Annotated in this window: 12 protein-coding genes and 1 pseudogene; 4 read left to right on the forward strand and 9 right to left on the reverse strand. The window is 65.8% G+C overall.

Translation table 11 applies throughout. The features are described from left to right. The first annotated feature begins 144 nt into the window (after positions 1-144). The 4 genes and pseudogenes from CSC67_RS00570 (at position 145) to aptA (ending at position 3363) form a co-directional block, all read left to right on the forward strand. Positions 145-567: an OsmC family protein gene (locus CSC67_RS00570; protein WP_118992577.1), complete on the forward strand. Its 423-nt coding sequence runs from the start codon at positions 145-147 to the stop codon at positions 565-567. A gap of 77 nt (positions 568-644) precedes the next feature. Further along, on the forward strand, positions 645-1439 hold the full coding sequence (locus CSC67_RS00575; protein ID WP_118992578.1) for a thymidylate synthase: 795 nt from the start codon (positions 645-647) through the stop codon (positions 1437-1439). Positions 1440-1461: 22 nt separating this feature from the next. Then, positions 1462-1932, forward strand: a pseudogene (locus CSC67_RS21485) (dihydrofolate reductase); the annotation flags it as partial. A 78-nt stretch (positions 1933-2010) separates the two neighbouring features. Further along, positions 2011-3363 (forward strand): omega-aminotransferase AptA, encoded by a 1353-nt coding sequence (gene aptA, locus CSC67_RS00580; protein WP_483414393.1) that lies wholly within the window; start codon positions 2011-2013, stop codon positions 3361-3363. Positions 3364-3384: 21 nt separating this feature from the next. Here aptA and CSC67_RS00585 read toward each other — a convergent pair whose 3' ends face one another. From CSC67_RS00585 to apbC, 9 genes are all read right to left on the reverse strand, one after another. Continuing rightward, positions 3385-4719, reverse strand: a complete 1335-nt coding sequence (locus tag CSC67_RS00585) for an alginate export family protein (protein WP_245220078.1) — start codon at positions 4717-4719, stop codon at positions 3385-3387. A gap of 106 nt (positions 4720-4825) precedes the next feature. Then, positions 4826-5206, reverse strand: a complete 381-nt coding sequence (gene gcvH, locus CSC67_RS00590) for a glycine cleavage system protein GcvH (RefSeq protein ID WP_118992580.1) — start codon at positions 5204-5206, stop codon at positions 4826-4828. 11 nt (positions 5207-5217) lie between these two features. Continuing rightward, the gene (gene gcvT / locus CSC67_RS00595; protein WP_118992581.1) at positions 5218-6333 is read right to left on the reverse strand and encodes a glycine cleavage system aminomethyltransferase GcvT; all 1116 of its coding nucleotides are present in this window, start codon (positions 6331-6333) and stop codon (positions 5218-5220) included. A 66-nt stretch (positions 6334-6399) separates the two neighbouring features. Beyond that, positions 6400-7560, reverse strand: coding sequence for a BaiN/RdsA family NAD(P)/FAD-dependent oxidoreductase (locus CSC67_RS00600; protein WP_245220109.1), 1161 nt, complete (start codon positions 7558-7560; stop codon positions 6400-6402). 60 nt (positions 7561-7620) lie between these two features. Further along, the gene (locus tag CSC67_RS00605; RefSeq protein ID WP_118992583.1) at positions 7621-9888 is read right to left on the reverse strand and encodes an arginine/lysine/ornithine decarboxylase; all 2268 of its coding nucleotides are present in this window, start codon (positions 9886-9888) and stop codon (positions 7621-7623) included. 35 nt (positions 9889-9923) lie between these two features. Then, positions 9924-10493: a dCTP deaminase gene (gene dcd, locus CSC67_RS00610; RefSeq protein ID WP_118992584.1), complete on the reverse strand. Its 570-nt coding sequence runs from the start codon at positions 10491-10493 to the stop codon at positions 9924-9926. A 76-nt stretch (positions 10494-10569) separates the two neighbouring features. After that, entirely contained in the window at positions 10570-14211 is a 3642-nt protein-coding gene (locus tag CSC67_RS00615) for a translocation/assembly module TamB domain-containing protein (RefSeq protein ID WP_118993148.1), read from the reverse strand. A 17-nt stretch (positions 14212-14228) separates the two neighbouring features. After that, entirely contained in the window at positions 14229-16001 is a 1773-nt protein-coding gene (locus CSC67_RS00620; protein WP_118992585.1) for an autotransporter assembly complex protein TamA, read from the reverse strand. 10 nt (positions 16002-16011) lie between these two features. After that, entirely contained in the window at positions 16012-17097 is a 1086-nt protein-coding gene (gene apbC / locus CSC67_RS00625; RefSeq protein ID WP_118992586.1) for an iron-sulfur cluster carrier protein ApbC, read from the reverse strand. Positions 17098-17141 lie beyond the last annotated feature (44 nt).

Consider the following 17141-nt stretch of genomic DNA (forward strand, 5'->3'; position numbering starts at 1 on the left):
TAAAAATTCCGCGCCGGCCGCAGGCCGGGACGGGCGGCCGTCACCCGGCCAGCGGCGATGTAGGACCGGGGCTTGCGCTATGATTGAGCCCTTACGGATCGACTTCTTTCCGATCCCATCAAGACTCCAGGCAGCGAGACTCAAATGGAATGCACTATAGATTGGGGCGGCCCGGAAGGCATGCTTTTCGTGGCGCGCACGGGCAGCGGCCACGTCACCGCCATGGACGGCGCCCCCGAGGGCGGCGGCCACAACCTGGCGCCGCGCCCCATGGAAATGATGCTGGCCGGCGCCGGCGGCTGCGCCGCCTACGACGTCGTGCTCATCCTCAAGCGGGGGCGGCACGCCGTCAAGGGCTGCCAGGTCAAACTCGACGCCGAGCGGGCCGACACCGACCCCAAGGTGTTCACCAAGATCCACTTCGCGTTCACCGTCACGGGCGCCGGCCTGCCCCAGGCCGCCGTCGAGCGGGCCGTCAAGCTTTCTCACGAAAAGTATTGTTCTGCGTCGGCCATGCTGGCCCAGACGGCGGAAATCACCCATTCGGTCTCCATCGAGGAGGCCTGAAGGCGCGCAACGCAGAGGCCCGGAACGGCGCGAGCCGCCCGTCCCAGCTACTGAAACCCGTTTTCTGATCGATCATCATGCAACAGTACGAAGACTTCATGCGCCATGTGTACGAACATGGCACCCGCAAGACCGACCGCACCGGCACCGGGACGCGTTCGGTATTCGGCTACCAGATGCGTTTCGATCTGAACCAGGGCTTTCCGCTGGTCACCACCAAAAAGCTGCATACCAAGAGTATTTTCATAGAACTGCTCTGGTTTCTGCGGGGCGATTCCAACGTCCGCTGGCTGCAAGAGCGCGGCGTCTCGATCTGGAACGAATGGGCCGACGCCAACGGCGACCTGGGTCCTGTATACGGTGTGCAGTGGCGCTCGTGGCCCACGCCCGACGGCCGTCATATCGACCAGATTTCGCAGGTGCTGCAGCAGATACGGCAGAACCCGGATTCGCGCCGGCTGATCGTGTCGGCCTGGAACGTGTCCGACATTCCCAACATGGCCCTGCCGCCCTGCCATGCTTTTTTCCAGTTCTACGTGGCCGACGGCAAGCTGTCATGCCAGCTGTACCAGCGCAGTGCGGACATCTTCCTGGGCGTGCCCTTCAATATTGCCAGCTATGCGTTGCTGACCCATATGGTGGCGCAGCAATGCGACCTGCAGGTGGGCGACTTCATCTGGACGGGAGGCGACTGCCACTTGTACAGCAACCATTTCGAGCAAGTCGAGCTGCAGCTGTCGCGCACGCCCCACCCCTATCCGCGCCTGGACATCAAGCGCAAGCCGGCCAGCCTGTTCGAGTACGAATACGAAGACTTCGAGATCCTGGACTACCAGTTCCATCCGCACATCAAGGCGCCTGTCGCGGTCTGACGCGCTCATACAAGGCATTGCCATGGCCCAGCCCTACATCAAGTTGGTCGTCGCCTATTCCAGCAACCGCGTCATCGGCCGCGACAACGACCTGCCCTGGCGGCTGCCCAGTGACCTGGCCCACTTCAAGCGCAGCACCATGGGCCAGCCCATATTGATGGGCCGCAAAACCTGGGAGTCCCTTGGGCGTCCCCTGCCGGGCCGGCCCAATCTCGTCGTCAGCCGCGATCGAACCTATGTGGCCGAAGGCGCGCGCGTCTTTACCTCGCTGGCCGACGCCCTGGCCGCCTGCGGCGACGAGCCCTCCGTCTGCATCATCGGCGGCGCGCAGATTTTCACTGAAGCCCTGCCGCTGGCCGACGAAATCATCGCCACCGAAATCCACGCCGATGTGGAAGGCGATGTTTTCTTCCCGCCCCTGGCCGACCAGGAGTGGCAAGAGAAAGAACGCCGGCCTCAGCCCGAGGAAAACGGCTATCGCTATGATTTCGTCGTGTACCGCCGGCAAGGCAACGGCAATGACGGGGCCAAGCCCGATGGAGCCGCCGGCGCATCAGCCAATCTGTCCCGCATGTCCGGCCCGCCTGCCGCCGACGACGAGGCCAGCCAGCAGGGGGCGCCTGAACTGTCTCATCTGTGGATGCCTTTCACCGCGAACAGGCAGTTCAAGCAGAAACCGCGCTTGCTCAGCAGCGCCCAGGGCATGTACTACACCGACGTGCACGGCCGCCGCATACTGGACGGCACGGCCGGGCTGTGGTGCGTCAACGCCGGACATGGGCGGCCCGAGATCGTCGAGGCCATCGCCCGCCAGGCGGCGCAGATGGACTACGCGCCGGGTTTCCAGATGGGCCACCCGCAGGCCTTCGCGGCCGCTTCGGCCGTGGCGCGGATCATGCCGCAGCAGCTGGACCGCATCTTCTTCACCAATTCCGGCTCCGAGTCGGTGGACACCGCGCTCAAGATCGCCCTGGCCTACCACCGCAGCCGCGGCGAAGGCCAGCGCACACGCTTCATCGGCCGCGAGCGCGGCTACCATGGCGTCGGCTTCGGCGGCATATCGGTGGGCGGCATCACCGCCAACCGCAAGGTCTACTCGGGCGCCCTGCTGCCGGCGGTCGACCATCTGCCCCATACCCACGACCTGCAGCACAATGCCTTCTCGCGCGGCCAGCCCCAATGGGGCGCCCACCTGGCCGACGAATTGGAGCGCCTGGTCGCACTGCACGACCCGTCGACCATCGCCGCCGTCATTGTCGAGCCCCTGGCGGGTTCGGCCGGCGTCTTGGTGCCGCCCGAAGGCTACCTGGAAAAACTGCGCGACGTCACCGCACGCCACGGCATCCTGCTCATCTTCGACGAAGTCATCACGGGCTTTGGCCGGCTGGGCGCCGCCACGGCCAGCGCGCATTTCGGCATCACGCCCGACCTGATCACCCTTGCCAAAGGCCTGAGCAACGCCGCCGTGCCCTGCGGCGCCGTCGCCGTCCATCGAAATGTGCACGACACCATCGTCGGCCAGGCCGCCGAGGGCATCGAACTGTTCCACGGCTATACCTACTCGGGGCATCCGCTGGCCGCCGCGGCCATCCGGGCGACACTGGACATTTACGAACGCGAGCGTCTGTTCGAACGCGCCGCAAAGCTGTCGCCCAGCTTTGAACAAGCCGCGCACAGCCTGCGCGGCGCGCGCCATGTCGCGGACGTGCGCAACCTGGGCCTGGTGGCGGGCATAGAGCTGCAGAGCCGCGAAGGCGCCCCGGGCGCGCGTGCCGCCGAGGCCTTCCAGGCCTGCTACGACCGGGGCGTGTTGCTGCGCTACACGGGCGACACCTTGGCGCTCTCGCCGCCTCTCATCATCGAAGAAAGCCAGATCGATCAGCTGTTCGGCACGCTGAAGGCGATATTGGACGCAGTGGCCTGACAAGCCCGGCGACGATCCTCTTCAAAAACTGTAAGTGACGAGAAGCTGGCCCCATAGATTGCCGCTTCGCGTACCTATCTGGCTGCCTCCGCCCGCATCGTCGTACTTGGGCTTGTACCAGCCGATCGCCGGCATGATGTAGAAGCCGCCCACCTGCCATTCGGCGTACAGATCGATCTCGTAGGCATCCAGGCGGCCCAGCGACTTGTTCAGGGAACTGAAGCGGTAGGCCAGCAGGCCGAAGCTCAGCCGCTCGCCCGCGGGGACCTTGACGTTGACGTGATGCACCTTGGCATTGCTGTTGAACGGGCCGGCGTAATTGCCCGCCAGCTCGCCCTGCACCCAGGTACCCAGGCCGCGCACGTTGCCATAGAACAAAGGATCGAAGCGATCCGAAAAATAGCTGTAGCGATAGTTCACGCTGGGCTTGCCGGGCAAATCGGAGAACGTCCAGCCTATCTCGCCATACCAGGCCCTTTCCCTGCCTGTGTGCCTGCGCTGATGCGCATACTCGGCGGATACGAAGAGGTTGTTTACACCGAGGTTTCCATGGCCGCGCAGGCTGTAGGTCTTGACCCCTTTGCGGTCGCGCGTGTCGAGTCCGGCATCGGTGTCGAGCACGTCGATATAGGAAAGGCTTGCGGCGGCCTCTTCCGATTGGCTTTCCAGCAAGGCCACCGCCAGCTCCGGCTTGGCCTGGCCGGGGTTGTTCGACTTCAGCCACATCAATTCGCCGGCCAGGCCCTGATCGCCGCCCAGACGCACGGACGCCGTCCGGGCAAAGGTGTTTTCCGGCGCGAGGTAATACGCCCCGCCCCGATCCAGCCTCCCGCCGGAAATTTCCCGGCCCATGCTGAGGCCGTCCTTGGCGATCAGGAAGCCGTCGCCGAGTATGAGCCGCTGGCGTCCGGCCGAAAACCGCAGCCCGTCCTTGCCCAGCGCAGGAAACAGAAAGCCCGAGCGCCAGCCGACATAGGCTTCGGAAAGCGCCGTGCCGCGCTCACGGCCGCTGGTCCAGCCGGCGGGATCGCCGTCGCCGAACGTGCCCTTGGCCAGGCCCGTCACGCCGCCGTACAGCTGGCTCGCTCCGGACAGGTTGCGAGCGCCCCGCAAGCCGAGCTTGATGTAGCCCTCTTGCCAAGTGAACGAACCCTCGCTGCGAAGCCCCGACTGCTGGTAATTGCGCTGACTATGATAGGCGGCGGCGCCCGCCTGGAAATCGAGATGCAGCTCGCCCGTCTCGGAATCGATTACCTGGACGGCGCAAGCCGCACCCGGGACGCCAAGCAGCAAGACAGCCGAAAAAGCCGCTGCGCATGCGCTAGGTAGCCCTCCCCTTTCAAAAAACATCGTCATGCATTGTTTTGTCCTGCCTGTTCTACCTACCTGCGTTTCGCGTGCCGCCGGCCCGCGGCGCGCGGCGCGCGTGAAGAAAGGGAGCCGCCATTATCGCGGACCGCGCTCAGTCGGCGCTGACCAGGTCTTGATAGCCGTTGGCGTCCAGCAAGGCCTCGACGTCGGTGGCGTTGGACGGACGAATCTTGAAGATCCACGCCTCGTAGGGCGTTTCGTTGATGAGGTCGGGCTGGCTGTCCAGCGCTTCGTTGAAGGCGATGATTTCGCCGGCCACCGGCGCATAGATGTCGGAGGCCGCCTTGACCGACTCCACCACGCCGGCCGTCTCGCCGGCCTTGAGCCTGGCGCCCACCTTGAAGTCGCCGACGAAGACCAGGTCGCCGAGTTGATCCTGCGCATTGTCGGTGATTCCCACCATGAGGACATCGCCCTCGGTTTTTACCCATTCATGCGAAGGCGTGTACTTGCGATCATCCGGTTGATTCATTTGGACCTCGTTCAGGTTGCTGGATTGTCGGAACCCGCAGCCGTGCCGCTGCGGACAAAAGGCATTTGTACCACTTCGGCGGGCATCCACTTGCCGCGCACCTCGACCTGCACGGCGTCGCCCACCGAGACCGCGCGCGGCACACGCGCCATGGCGATGGAAACGCCCAAGGTCGGCGACAGGGTGCCCGAGGTGACCACGCCCCGGCCCGAGGCGGTCTGTACCGCGGCGCCGGAACGCATCACGCCACGGTCGAGCAGGCGCAAACCCACGAAGGCCAGCGCCTGTTCGCCCGCCTGCTCGAGCGCCTCGCGGCCGATGAAGCGCCGGGCCGGATCGTCGAGGTTGACTGTCCATGACAGGCCCGCCTGTGAAGGCAGCACGCTGTCGTCCATATCCTGCCCGTGAAGGTTCAGGCCGGCCTCGAGGCGCAAGGTATCGCGCGCGGCCAGGCCGCAGGGCGCCACGCCCGCTTGGGCAAGGTCGTTCCACAAGGCCGCCGCCAGGGAAGCGGGCAGAATGATCTCGTAGCCGTCTTCACCCGTGTAGCCGGTGCGCGCCACCATGACGACCTCGTCGACGAAGGTGGCGGTGAAGCGTTTCAGCTCGCCGGCGGCGGCCTTCCAGGCGGGACGCGCCTGCCAAAGGACCCGCGGCGCCTGCGGCCCCTGAACCGCGATGATGGCCAGCTCTTCGCGCATCGTCAGCGCCACATCGAAGTTTTCGTCGGCCGCCACGGAACGCATCCATTCGAGATCGTCCTGGGCATTGGCGGCATTGACCACCAGGCGCCATTCATCGGAGGCAAAGAAATAGACGAGCAGGTCGTCCAGGACGCCGCCCCGCCGATTGAGCATGCAGGAATACTGCGCCCGGCCCACCGTCCTGAGCCGCGCCACGTCGTTGGCCAGCAGGCGCTGCAGAAAAGGCTTGGCCTGGCTGCCCTGCACATCGATGACCCGCATGTGCGAGACGTCGAACATGCCCACCTTGGCGCGCACGGCGCGATGCTCGTCCAGCTGCGAGCCATAGGACAAAGGCATGTGCCATCCGGCAAAGTCGGTGAGCCGGGCACCGGCCTGCACATGCAGGAAGTACAAGGGGGTACGCTTCAGGTCCTGTGTCATGACGACTCCGAATCAGCGCTCAGCATAGCGTGAATCAGCTTGGCCCGCCAAGGCCGAAGCCGCGTGTCATGCGGCCTGGAGGGCGCGCCCGCAGGCGACGCCGGACGCCCAGGCCCATTGAAAGTTGTAGCCGCCCAGCCACCCGGTGACGTCGACCGCCTCGCCCACGAAATACAGGCCCGGCACAGCCTTGGCCTGCATGGTCTTCTGGTCGAGCCCCCGTGTGTCCACGCCGCCCCGCATCACTTCCGCCTTGCGATAGCCGGCCGTGCCGCTGGGCGTCAAGCGCCAGCCATGGATGCGCGCCGCCAGGGCGCGCAGCGTCTTGTCGGGGATGTCGGCCATGCGCTGAGCGCCGGGCCGGCCCGGCGCCGTGGCCAGCCATTGTTCGGCCAGCCTTTTCGGCCAGATCGCCGACAGGGCCGTGTCGAGCTGCTGGCGATTGCCGGGCTTGGCGGCCAGCAGCGCCTCGGCCAGGTCCTGCCCGGGCGCCAGATCGAGCTCGATCGGCTCGCCGGGATGCCAATAGCTGGAAATCTGCAATATGGCCGGCCCCGAAAGGCCTCGATGCGTGAACAGCAGGTCTTCCAGAAACACCGTCTTGCTTCTGCCCTGGCCGCAACGCACGCTGACTTCGAGCGAGACTCCGCTGAGGGCGCTGAAAGGCTTCCAGTGCTCGGCGTCGAAAGTCAGCGGCACCAGCGCCGGCCGCGGCTCGACCACCTTCAGGCCGAACTGGCGGGCCACTTTCAAGGCGAAATCCGTGGCGCCCAGCTGCGGGATGGCCATGCCGCCGGTGGCCATCACCACCTGCCTGGCCTCGATGGATTCGCCGCCGGTCTTGATCGAGAAATGGTCCGCCTCTCTGGCAATGGCCTGCACCGGGCAAGGCATGCGCCAGCTCACGCGGCCCGCATCGCACTCCTGTTCGAGCATCCGGATGATGGCTTCGCTGGACTCATCGCAAAACAATTGTCCGCGATGCTTTTCGTGCCAGGCGATGCCGTGCCGCTCGACCAGGTCGATGAAGTCGCGCGGCGTGTAGCCGGCCAGCGCCGAACGGCAGAAGTTGGGGTTCTGCGAGATGAACTGGGCCGGGGTCGTGCCGAGGTTGGTGAAGTTGCAGCGGCCGCCGCCCGAAATGCGGATTTTCTCGGCCAAGCGCTGCGCATGGTCGATCAGCACCACGCGCAGGCCGCGCTGCCCGGCCACCGACGCCGCCATCATCCCGGCCGCGCCGGCGCCGATCACGGCGACGTCGAAGACGCGCTGCGCCGCCCTGCCCACTCAGTCTTCTTCTTCGCGGATGCAGTCTACGTAGTAGCGCGGTTGCGTATCGGGCCCGATGTCCTCCGCCAGCCCGTGCACATAGGTCTCGAAGCCCGGAAAGCGCGCATTGAACTCGCGCACGAACTGCAGGTAGTGGACGATGCGCGCATTGAAGCGCTCGCCCGGGATCAGCAGCGGAATGCCGGGCGGGTACGGGGTAAGCAGCACCCCGGTGACCCGCCCTTCGAGTTCGTCGATCGATACGCGCTCGACCTCGCGGTGCGCCATCTTGGCATAGGCGTCCGAGGGCTTGAGCGCCGGCACCATGTCGGACAGATACATTTCGGTGGTGAGCCGCGCCACGTCGTGCGCGCGGTAGGCCTCGTGGATCTGCTGGCACAGGTCGCGCAGGCCCATTCTTTCGTAGCGCGGATGCTCTTTGCAGAAATCGGGCAGTATGCGCCACATCGGGTGGTTGCGGTCGTAGTCGTCCTTGAACTGCTGCAACGCGGTCAGCAGCGTGTTCCAGCGGCCCTTGGTGATGCCGATGGTGAACATGATGAAGAAAGAATACAGGCCCGTCTTTTCGATGACGACGCCATGCTCGGCCAGGTACTTGGACACCAGGGCGGCGGGAATGCCGGTCTCGGCGAAGGTGCCCGAAATATCGAGCCCGGGCGTGACCACGGTGGCCTTGATGGGGTCGAGCATGTTGAAGCCCGGCGCCAAAGGGCCGAAGCCATGCCATTCGTCGTCGGCTTCCAGCATCCAGTCGTCGCGGTGGCCGATGCCTTCGCCGGCCAGGCGCTTGGGTCCCCATACCTTGAACCACCAGTCGTTCTTGCCGAACTCGGACTCGACCTTGCGCATGGCGCGGCGGAAGTCCAGGGCCTCGCTGATGCTTTCCTCGACCAGGGCCGTGCCGCCCGGCGGCTCCATCATGGCCGCGGCCACGTCACAGGAGGCGATGATGGCGTACTGCGGCGAGGTGGACGTATGCATGAGGAAGGCCTCGTTGAACACGTTGCGGTCGAGCTTGCGGGTCTCGGAGTCCTGCACCGTGATCTGCGATGCCTGGGACAGGCCGGCCAGCAGCTTGTGCGTCGAGTGCGTGGCGAAGATCATGGCGTCCTTGCTGCGCGGCCGGTTCTTGCCGATGGCGTGCATGTCCTTGTAGTACTCGTGGAAGGCCGCGTGCGGAATCCACGCCTCATCGAAATGCAGGGTGTCGATCTCGGAACCGAGTTTCTCCTTGATCATCTCGACGTTATAGCTGACCCCGTCGTAGGTGCTTTGCGTAATGGTGAGAATGCGCGGCTTCTTGTTCTTGAGCTTGCTGGCGAAAGGATGCGCCTCGATCTTGGCCCGGATGCTCTCGGGCTCGAACTCCTCGAGCGGGATCGGGCCGATGATGCCCAGGTGGTTGCGCGTGGGGCGCAAAAACACAGGGATCGCGCCGGTCATGGTGATGGCGTGCAGGATGGACTTGTGGCAGTTGCGGTCCACCACCACCACGTCGTCCATGGCCACGTTGGCGTGCCATACGATCTTGTTCGAGGTGGACGTGCCGTTGGTCACGAAAAAGCAGTGGTCGGCATTGAAGATGCGCGCGGCATTCAGTTCGGATTCGGCCACCGGCCCGGTGTGGTCCAGCAGCTGGCCCAGTTCGTCCACCGCGTTGCACACGTCGGCGCGCAGCATGTTCTCGCCGAAGAACTGGTGGAACATCTGGCCCACCGGGCTCTTGAGAAACGCCACGCCGCCCGAGTGCCCCGGGCAGTGCCAGGAGTAGGAGCCGTCCGAGGCGTACTTGACCAGTTCGCGGAAGAACGGCGGCGCCAGGCTGTCCAGGTAGGCGCGAGCCTCGCGGATGATGTGCCGGGCCACGAATTCGGGCGTGTCCTCGAACATGTGGATGAAGCCGTGCAGCTCGCGCAGGATGTCGTTGGGAATGTGCTGCGAAGTGCGGGTTTCGCCGTACAGGTAGATGGGAATGTCTTCGTTGCGAAAGCGCAGTTCGCCGATGAAGGAACGCAGGTTCTTGATGGCGTTGGCCACGTCCTCGGGCGAATCGACGTCGAATTCCTCGTCGTCGATCGACAGAATGAAGGCGCTGGCGCGGCTTTGCTGCTGGGCGAACGAGCTCAGGTCGCCATAACTGGTGACGCCCAGCACTTCGACGCCCTCGGCCTCGATGGCGGCGGCGAGCGCCCGGATGCCGAGCCCCGAGGTGTTCTCGGCGCGGTAATCTTCATCGATGATGACGATGGGGAAACGGAATTTCATGCCATGACTCCCTGGAGTCGGTTAACGCTGGATGACTATGTGCGGGGCAGGGTGACGCCCTGCTGGCCCTGGTACTTGCCGCCACGATCGCGATACGAGGTTTCGCAGACCTCGTCGCCCTCGAAGAACAGCATCTGCGCGCAGCCTTCGCCCGCATAGATCTTGGCGGGCAAGGGGGTGGTGTTCGAGAACTCGAGCGTGACGTGGCCTTCCCATTCGGGCTCGAGCGGCGTCACGTTGACGATGATGCCGCAGCGCGCGTAAGTGCTCTTGCCCAGGCAGACGGTGAGCACGCTGCGCGGGATGCGGAAGTATTCGACCGTGCGGGCCAGCGCGAACGAGTTGGGCGGAATGATGCAGACATCTCCCTTGAAGTCGACGAAGGACTTTTCATCGAAGGCCTTGGGGTCGACGATGGTGGAGTTGATGTTGGTAAAGATCTTGAATTCGTCGGCGCAGCGCACGTCGTAGCCGTAGCTGCTGGTGCCGTAGCTGACGATGCGCGAACCGTCGACCGCCTGGCGCACCTGGCCTGGCTCGAAAGGCTCGATCATGCCCTGCTTCAGCGCGGTTTCCCGAATCCAGCGATCACTCTTTATGCTCATTGCCCGTTCCCTCATAACTTGGGCGCCTATTTTATCCCTTACCCATGGCGGGCGGGCGCGTGCCAGGACAAAACCGCTAATCGCGGAAAAAAGTCTGGTAGATCAGGGCGATGCCGTTCACCGTTCCCACGCTGAGCTGCGCCGACAGCCCGCGCGCCAGCTGGTAGCTCAGGCGCCCCACCGTGCCGGTATCCGACAAGGCCTGCTCGATGCTGGCCGTCACGCCGTCGGTGATGCGCCGGCTCGCCACCACGAACTGGTTCTCGATGTTGCTGGTGCCGCTGTCCAGCCCACGCACCACGCTCTCGACCGGCAAAATGCTTCCGGTGCTGCCCAGTTCGCCCGACCGCATGGTGAGCTCGTCGATGCCGAACTTGCGGTAGAACGGTTCGCCGTCGCCCAGGAAGGATGTTCCCACCGAGAACAGCAACGCCGCGTCGCCGCCCGAGTCGTCCGGACCGCGGCCCAGCAGCAGCCACGACAGCTTCTGCACATCGCTGACCTCGGGATACGACACCAGATCGATGCGCGGCCTCTTGGCCGTACCAGCAACCCGCACGCCCGCCTCGACGGCGACCCCGGTGCGCAGCGCTTCGATGTTCAGCACCGGATTGGCGATGTCGCCCTGGAAGGTGATGGTGCCGCGCCGCAGCTGCAGGTGCTGGCCATAGATGTCGATGGCGCCGCCCCGAGTGCGCAGCGCGCCCTCGGCGGTCAGCTTGCCTTCGTGCATAAGCAGCCGCATCTGTCCCACCAGGCCCGAGTTGACGCCGTAGCCGGTAATGTAGAAGCGCGGCCCCAGGTCGATGGAGAGGTCCAGCGCGATGTCCATGGGCGTGCTGGCCTTGGGCTTAACGCCCGACCGCACGACGACCACGTCGCCGTCCACGGTGGGAACGCTGCTGAGCATGTCCAGGTCGATCCAGCCCGCATCGGCCGTCAGCTCGCCCGAAAGCGAAAACAGGGGCAATGGCGCATCGACGCGCAGCTTGCCGGTCACCATGGCGTAGCGGTCCGAGCGCTGCAGGATGGGATAGCGGTACAGGTCTATGTCGACCTCGCCCACCGATTCGCTCAATGTCCAGCTTCCGCTCAGGGTCAGGCTGCCGTCCTTGGCGTCGGGATTGGTCGACACCCACTCGGCCGTGCGCCATTCGTCGGGCGTGACACGCAGCCGCGCCGGGAAACGCAGGCTCTCCAGAATGAAACGGTCTCCCTCCAGGCGGGCCGAAAGCTCGCCGTCGAGCAGCCGTACGCCGTCGTCGATGCGCACCACGCGTATCTCCCGCCCCGTCACCGTGCCTTCGGTGGCCCAGCTGCCGTCGGCCCGCGCGCTGCCCTGCACGCTGGCGTGCAGGACACCGCCTATGTCCATGGCGTCGCCGGTGAAGAAACTGGCCCAGCTCAAATCGTTGATGTCCGCAAGCAGATCGAAGGTGCGCGGCGTCGCGTCCAGCACGAAGCCGCCTTCGGGCGGGCTGCGCAGGACGCCGCCCGCCGTGGCCTTGATCTGTCCCATTTTCTCGGTGGAGACGTTCAGTTCGGCCGCCAGCCGGCTGACCGAGGCGCCGGTCGGCGTGGCGGTCAGGTGCACGTCCAGGTTGCGCAGGCCCAGCGGGAACTCCGGCTCGGCCGGAACGATGAAGTCGCCCGACACCCGGCGCACATCGACCGAACCCGCCAACGCCCCGGCAAAGCGCAGGTTCCAATCGGCGTCGAAAACGATTTCCACCGACGAGTACCTGTCGTCATCGGCGACGATGACGCGGCCCCTGTCTTCCTCGGGGTCGCTGGCGGGGATGAGGTCCTGCAGTTCCTGCACGATGGCGCGCGAGACCACGAGCCTGTCCATGCCGCCCTGGGTCTCCCAGCGCCCGCCGCCCACGCTGGAATGCCCGTGCTGCACGACGGCCTCGCTGCCGGACGGCAGCTTGATGCCCAGCGAGGTGGCGCCGATGCGCCATTGCCAGTCGGGCGCGGCCGCCTGGGGCGCGAACACCAGATCCATCGGAGAGCGCATGTCCAGCCCCAGGCCGGCATGGGTGGCCTTCAGAACGGTGAGGCGGCCGCGCCAGCCTTCTTCCGGCTTTCCCTGTTGCAATGGGCCCCACTGGCCCTGCAGGGCGACGTGGGCGTCGACCGGCGCGCTGCCCACTTTGTCCGCTTCGGCATTATCGGGCGTGTAGGTGGCTTGCAGGTCGGTGGCATGCTGCTGCAGCGTCCCGCCGACCCAGCCCTTGGCATGGGCGCCCCCCGGCAGGCCGGGCCATAGGTCGGCCAGTCTGGACACGGCAAGGTCGAGGTCCAGGCGGCTGCCGGGCGTGCCCAAAGACCCCTGGCCGGCCAGCTTGTGCTCGCCCACGGTCAGATCCAGGTCGAATTCCGGCAGCTGCAGGTTCTGCCACAGGGTTCCGGCCGCCAGCTTCTGGTTGCGCTGATCGGCGGGCGCCACGTTGACCACCATGGCGCGCACGCCGCCGGCGACCTGCTGGTCGTTCCAGCGCGAGGCCGGATCGACCTGCAGGTTCAGGCCGGCGGACAAAGGTTCGCTGTGCTCGAGCAAGTGCGCGTCGAAATCGAGTTTGGCGGTAAGAGAGCCCGGCGGCACCGCTTCGCCGGCCAGCAGGCGGAAATTGAGCTTGTCGGCGGAGAACCAGCCCACCACGTGGTCCTGGGTCACGCCGTCCTGCTCGGCCAGATCCCAGGTGATTTCACCCGCCAGCGATGAACCGTCGGCCAGCTTCAGCGCGAGATCGCCGCGCTTCAAGGGGAAGCCGGCGCGCGGCGCCAGCACGGCATGCAGGTCGAGGTTCAGGTCCTGGCCTTCGCCCTTCAGGTCCAGCGCCAGCTCGTCCAGGCTGCCCCGGGCGTCGATCTCGAGATCGAGCGCGCAGGCCGAGCTGATGCCGGCCAGGTCCGTCAGCGGGTTGGGGCTGATCTTCTCGTCCGCTTCCGCTTCGCCGGCCGAATCGCCGGCATCGGGTCCGGATGCCTCCCGGGGCCGCGCTTGCTCGCCTTCCTGCTCCGACAGGCCGACCATCGGCACCGCCGTGGGCAGATCGGGCATGAAGTGTCGCAGGCACAGGGGCGAATCGGGCTGCTCGCTGTGGGCGCGCGTCTCGATATGCAGGGCCAGCGGCCAGGGATCGGCCAGTTCGAGCAGGCGGAAGTCGCCCTTGATGTCGGCCTCGATGCCGTCGCGGCCCAGGTTGAGATTCTGGAAAACCAGCTGCGCATCGCTTTCGGTCAGGGCCAGCGACGCCTGCAGGTCGCGCACGTCCAGCAGCAGCGGCTCGCCGTCGAGCTTGACGTCCAGCTCGCCCAGGTAGAAGCGGTCGAGCGCGACGCGGAAGGGAATCGCCGGCATGGAGAACGGTTCGGTCCTGGGCTGCTCCTCCGCGTCGCTGAGCACGTCGATGTCCAGCAGGCCCACGGACAGATTGGTGGCGCGCAAACGGCGGTCGAGCAGATCGCGCCATTCGACGCTCAGTTCGAAGTCCTTGATGTGTATGTCGGCCGCCGGTATGCGCAGGTTCAGCTCATGCACTTTCAGGCCGCGCCATATCGAGCCCTCGACACCGGTTATGCGGCCGTCCAGCTGATGGACCGCGGTGCGCAGGGCCCAGCGGGTGCCGGGTTCGGACCCGAGCGTCCAGGCCAGAAAGCCGCAGAGCACGACCAGCAGCAGGATCAGCGCCGGCCCCAGCCATACCAGCACCCATCGCAAGACCCGCCTCAAAACGCAATCCCCAGGGAAAAGTGCAGGCGCAGCCTGCGATCGCGCTGGCCGTAGGCCACGTCGATGCCGAAGGGCCCGGCCGGCGTGCGCACGCGCGCGCCCACGCCGTATCCAAAGGCCAGGTCCATGTCGCCGAACGATTCCGTGGCGTCGCCCACGTCGACGAAGACCGCCATGCCGATGCTTTCAGTGAAATAGCGGATGTACTCGACGCTGGCGACGGCCAGCGCCGGCGCCCCGATGATGGCGTCGCCGCGCGGCAGGCCTATGCTCTGGAACTTATAGCCGCGGATGGTGCGCGCGCCGCCGGTGCGGAAGCCGAAGTCTTCGGGCAGCCGAGAGGTGCTGGACCATACCTTGCCCACCTCGCCCCGCAGCGTCAGGACGTCGCGCCGGCCCACCGGCCACCATTGCTGAACCCGCAGACTGGCGCGGTGGAAGGGTTCGCCCTTGTCCAGGGTGACGCCGGTGCCCACGCCGAAGTCGAGCAGATTGCCTTCGCGCGGATCGTATTTGTCGTTGACGTCGCGCCGCAGCCACTGCCAGGTCGCCACCAGGGACGGCACCTCGTAGCCCTCCGCGCCTTCGATGCGGGTCTTGTCGTAGGCGGCGATGAGGCCCCACTGCGTTTCGTACTCGACCCGGCTGTCGCCCGCCGCCTTGCGCTGCTGGGTGCGCTTCCAGCCCAGGCCGTAGCGCGTGGTGTCCAGCCCCTCGATGTCAGAGTGATTGAAGAGCACGCCCACGCTGTCATGGTAGCCGCGCTCGTTCGGGGCGAAGTGCACGTCGTAGAAGGCCCTTTGTCGGTGCCGGTCGACCCCGAAGCCGGTCTCGATCCAGACCGGTTCGCCAAACACCACGTTCTGCCGATAAAGGCCCTCGACCCGCAGTCCGTTGTCGCTGTCCAGGCCGAGCGAGCCCGACAGCCGCCGCGCGGGGGCTTCGGTCACGCGCACGGCCAGCGGCATCTCGACTTCGCCGTCCGGCCGGGTATGGCGGTGCTTCGGGTCGTCGTCCAGCATCACGAAGGCGCCGCGGAAAAACGAAGTGGAGTCCAGCGCCTGCTGCCATTCGTCCAGCAGGTCCTGGTCGTAGGGATCGCCGGGTTCGTACTTGATATAGCGTTCGATGAGCTTGCGAGGCACGCGCCGCAGCCCGTTGACCGTCATTTCGCCCATGCGCACGCGCGGGCCGCTGTCGATGGCGACGTGCAGGTCCGCCTTGGCCTCGTCGGCCAATATGGTCGCCTGCGAGGCGGTCGTGCGGGCAAGGTAGAAGTCCTTGCGGCTGACGCTGTCGATGAGCTCGGTCTTGGCCTTATGCCACGCGTCGTTGACGAAGGGCATGCCCTGGGTCAGCGGCCACTCTTCTTTCAAGGTGTCCACCCGGGCGGCGAATTCAGGCGTCGCTATCTGGCCCGCGAACTCCAGGTCGACCCTGTCGACCTCGGAGCGTTCGCCGGGGTCGATAGTGATGTCCCAGGTTTCGCCTACCACGTCGGAGCCCACCTCCAGGTCGACCACGGCCGAGAAATACCCTTGGGTCTCGAGCGCGGACAGCGTCGCGTCTCGCGCCCGGCGCCGCAGGCGCGAGACTTCGCCGCCATCCTGGTCTTCGGCCAGGCGGGTGATGGCATCGACCGCGCCCATGATGGACTGCAGCGCCTCGGGCGGCACGCCGCCCGGGTCGACGGTGACCTCGGGCTTGGCCGCCAGCGCCTGCTGGGCCAAGCCGAATACCAGAACGGTGGACGCAATCGCCAGGCGCATCGATGAGAAACTAGTGCCTGGCCACGACGGTGGGCATCCTGGCGGAAAAATCGCGCGGCAGCGCCGCCACCTGCAAGGCCACCTTGTGCGCGATGTCGAGATACAGGCGCGCGACCGGCCCTTCGGGGTCGGCCACCACGGTGGGCTTGCCCGAATCGGTTTGCAGGCGGATGTCCATGGCCAGGGGCAAGGCGCCCAGCCAGGGCAAATGGTATTCGGCCGCCATGTCGCGGCCCCCGTGCTCGCCGAATATGGGCTCGGCATGGCCGCAGTTGGAGCACACGTGGACCGACATGTTCTCGACGATGCCCAGCACCGGCACGTCGACCTTCTGGAACATGCGCAGGCCCTTGCGGGCGTCCGCCAGCGCCAGGTCTTGCGGCGTGGTGACGATGACCGCGCCGGCAAGGGGCACTTTCTGGGACAGCGTCAGGGCAATGTCGCCCGTGCCCGGCGGCATGTCGATGATGAGGTAGTCGAGATCGCGCCAGTTGGTCTGGCGCAGCAATTGCTCGAGCGCCTGGCTGACCATGGGGCCGCGCCAGATGGCCGGGGCGTCCTGGTCGATGAGGAAGCCGATGGAATTGGCCTGCAGGCCATGGCCCTCGAGGGGCTCCATGGATTTATTGTCCAGGCTCTTGGGCTTGCCCGAAACGCCCAGCATGATGGGGACGCTGGGCCCGTAGATGTCGGCATCGAGCAGGCCCACGCTGGCGCCCTGGGCGCTGAGGGCCAGGGCCAGGTTGACCGACGTGGTGCTTTTGCCGACGCCGCCCTTGCCCGAGGCGACGGCGATGATGTTGCGCACGGTGGGCAGCGGCTTGAGGCCGGGCTGTACCGCGTGGGTCTGGATGCGCGTGGTGAATTGCAGCGAGCTCAATGTGACGCCCAGCGCCTCGACGGCGGTTTCAAGCTGTTTCCGCAGCTCGGCCGGGTCGTTGTACAAAGGATAATCAAGCGCTACAGTAAGACTTAGATTGCTTCCGTCCAGTTGCACCGTACTGTTCTTGATGGTGGCCGGGCCCAGCTTACGCTTGGTCGCCGGGTCGACGACTTCGGCCAGTGCGGCACTGACTCGCTCAGAAGTGGGACTCATTTTCATGCCTTGTAAAAAATAACTCTCGACTCAAGCCTCAAGAA

The organism is Pusillimonas caeni (assembly GCF_003545815.1).
In the GTDB taxonomy this organism is placed as follows: domain Bacteria; phylum Pseudomonadota; class Gammaproteobacteria; order Burkholderiales; family Burkholderiaceae_B; genus Pusillimonas; species Pusillimonas caeni.

What these genes read in the sequence shown, in the direction of transcription:
- CSC67_RS00570 (WP_118992577.1), top strand. Translation starts at nt 145, where the DNA reads ATGGAATGCACTATAGATTGGGGCGGCCCGGAAGGCATGCTTTTCGTG.
- CSC67_RS00575 (WP_118992578.1), top strand. Translation starts at nt 645, where the DNA reads ATGCAACAGTACGAAGACTTCATGCGCCATGTGTACGAACATGGCACC.
- aptA (WP_483414393.1), top strand. Translation starts at nt 2,011, where the DNA reads ATGTCCGGCCCGCCTGCCGCCGACGACGAGGCCAGCCAGCAGGGGGCG.
- CSC67_RS00585 (WP_245220078.1), bottom strand. Translation starts at nt 4,719, where the DNA reads ATGACGATGTTTTTTGAAAGGGGAGGGCTACCTAGCGCATGCGCAGCG.
- gcvH (WP_118992580.1), bottom strand. Translation starts at nt 5,206, where the DNA reads ATGAATCAACCGGATGATCGCAAGTACACGCCTTCGCATGAATGGGTA.
- gcvT (WP_118992581.1), bottom strand. Translation starts at nt 6,333, where the DNA reads ATGACACAGGACCTGAAGCGTACCCCCTTGTACTTCCTGCATGTGCAG.
- CSC67_RS00600 (WP_245220109.1), bottom strand. Translation starts at nt 7,560, where the DNA reads ATGATGGCGGCGTCGGTGGCCGGGCAGCGCGGCCTGCGCGTGGTGCTG.
- CSC67_RS00605 (WP_118992583.1), bottom strand. Translation starts at nt 9,888, where the DNA reads ATGAAATTCCGTTTCCCCATCGTCATCATCGATGAAGATTACCGCGCC.
- dcd (WP_118992584.1), bottom strand. Translation starts at nt 10,493, where the DNA reads ATGAGCATAAAGAGTGATCGCTGGATTCGGGAAACCGCGCTGAAGCAG.
- CSC67_RS00620 (WP_118992585.1), bottom strand. Translation starts at nt 16,001, where the DNA reads ATGCGCCTGGCGATTGCGTCCACCGTTCTGGTATTCGGCTTGGCCCAG.
- apbC (WP_118992586.1), bottom strand. Translation starts at nt 17,097, where the DNA reads ATGAGTCCCACTTCTGAGCGAGTCAGTGCCGCACTGGCCGAAGTCGTC.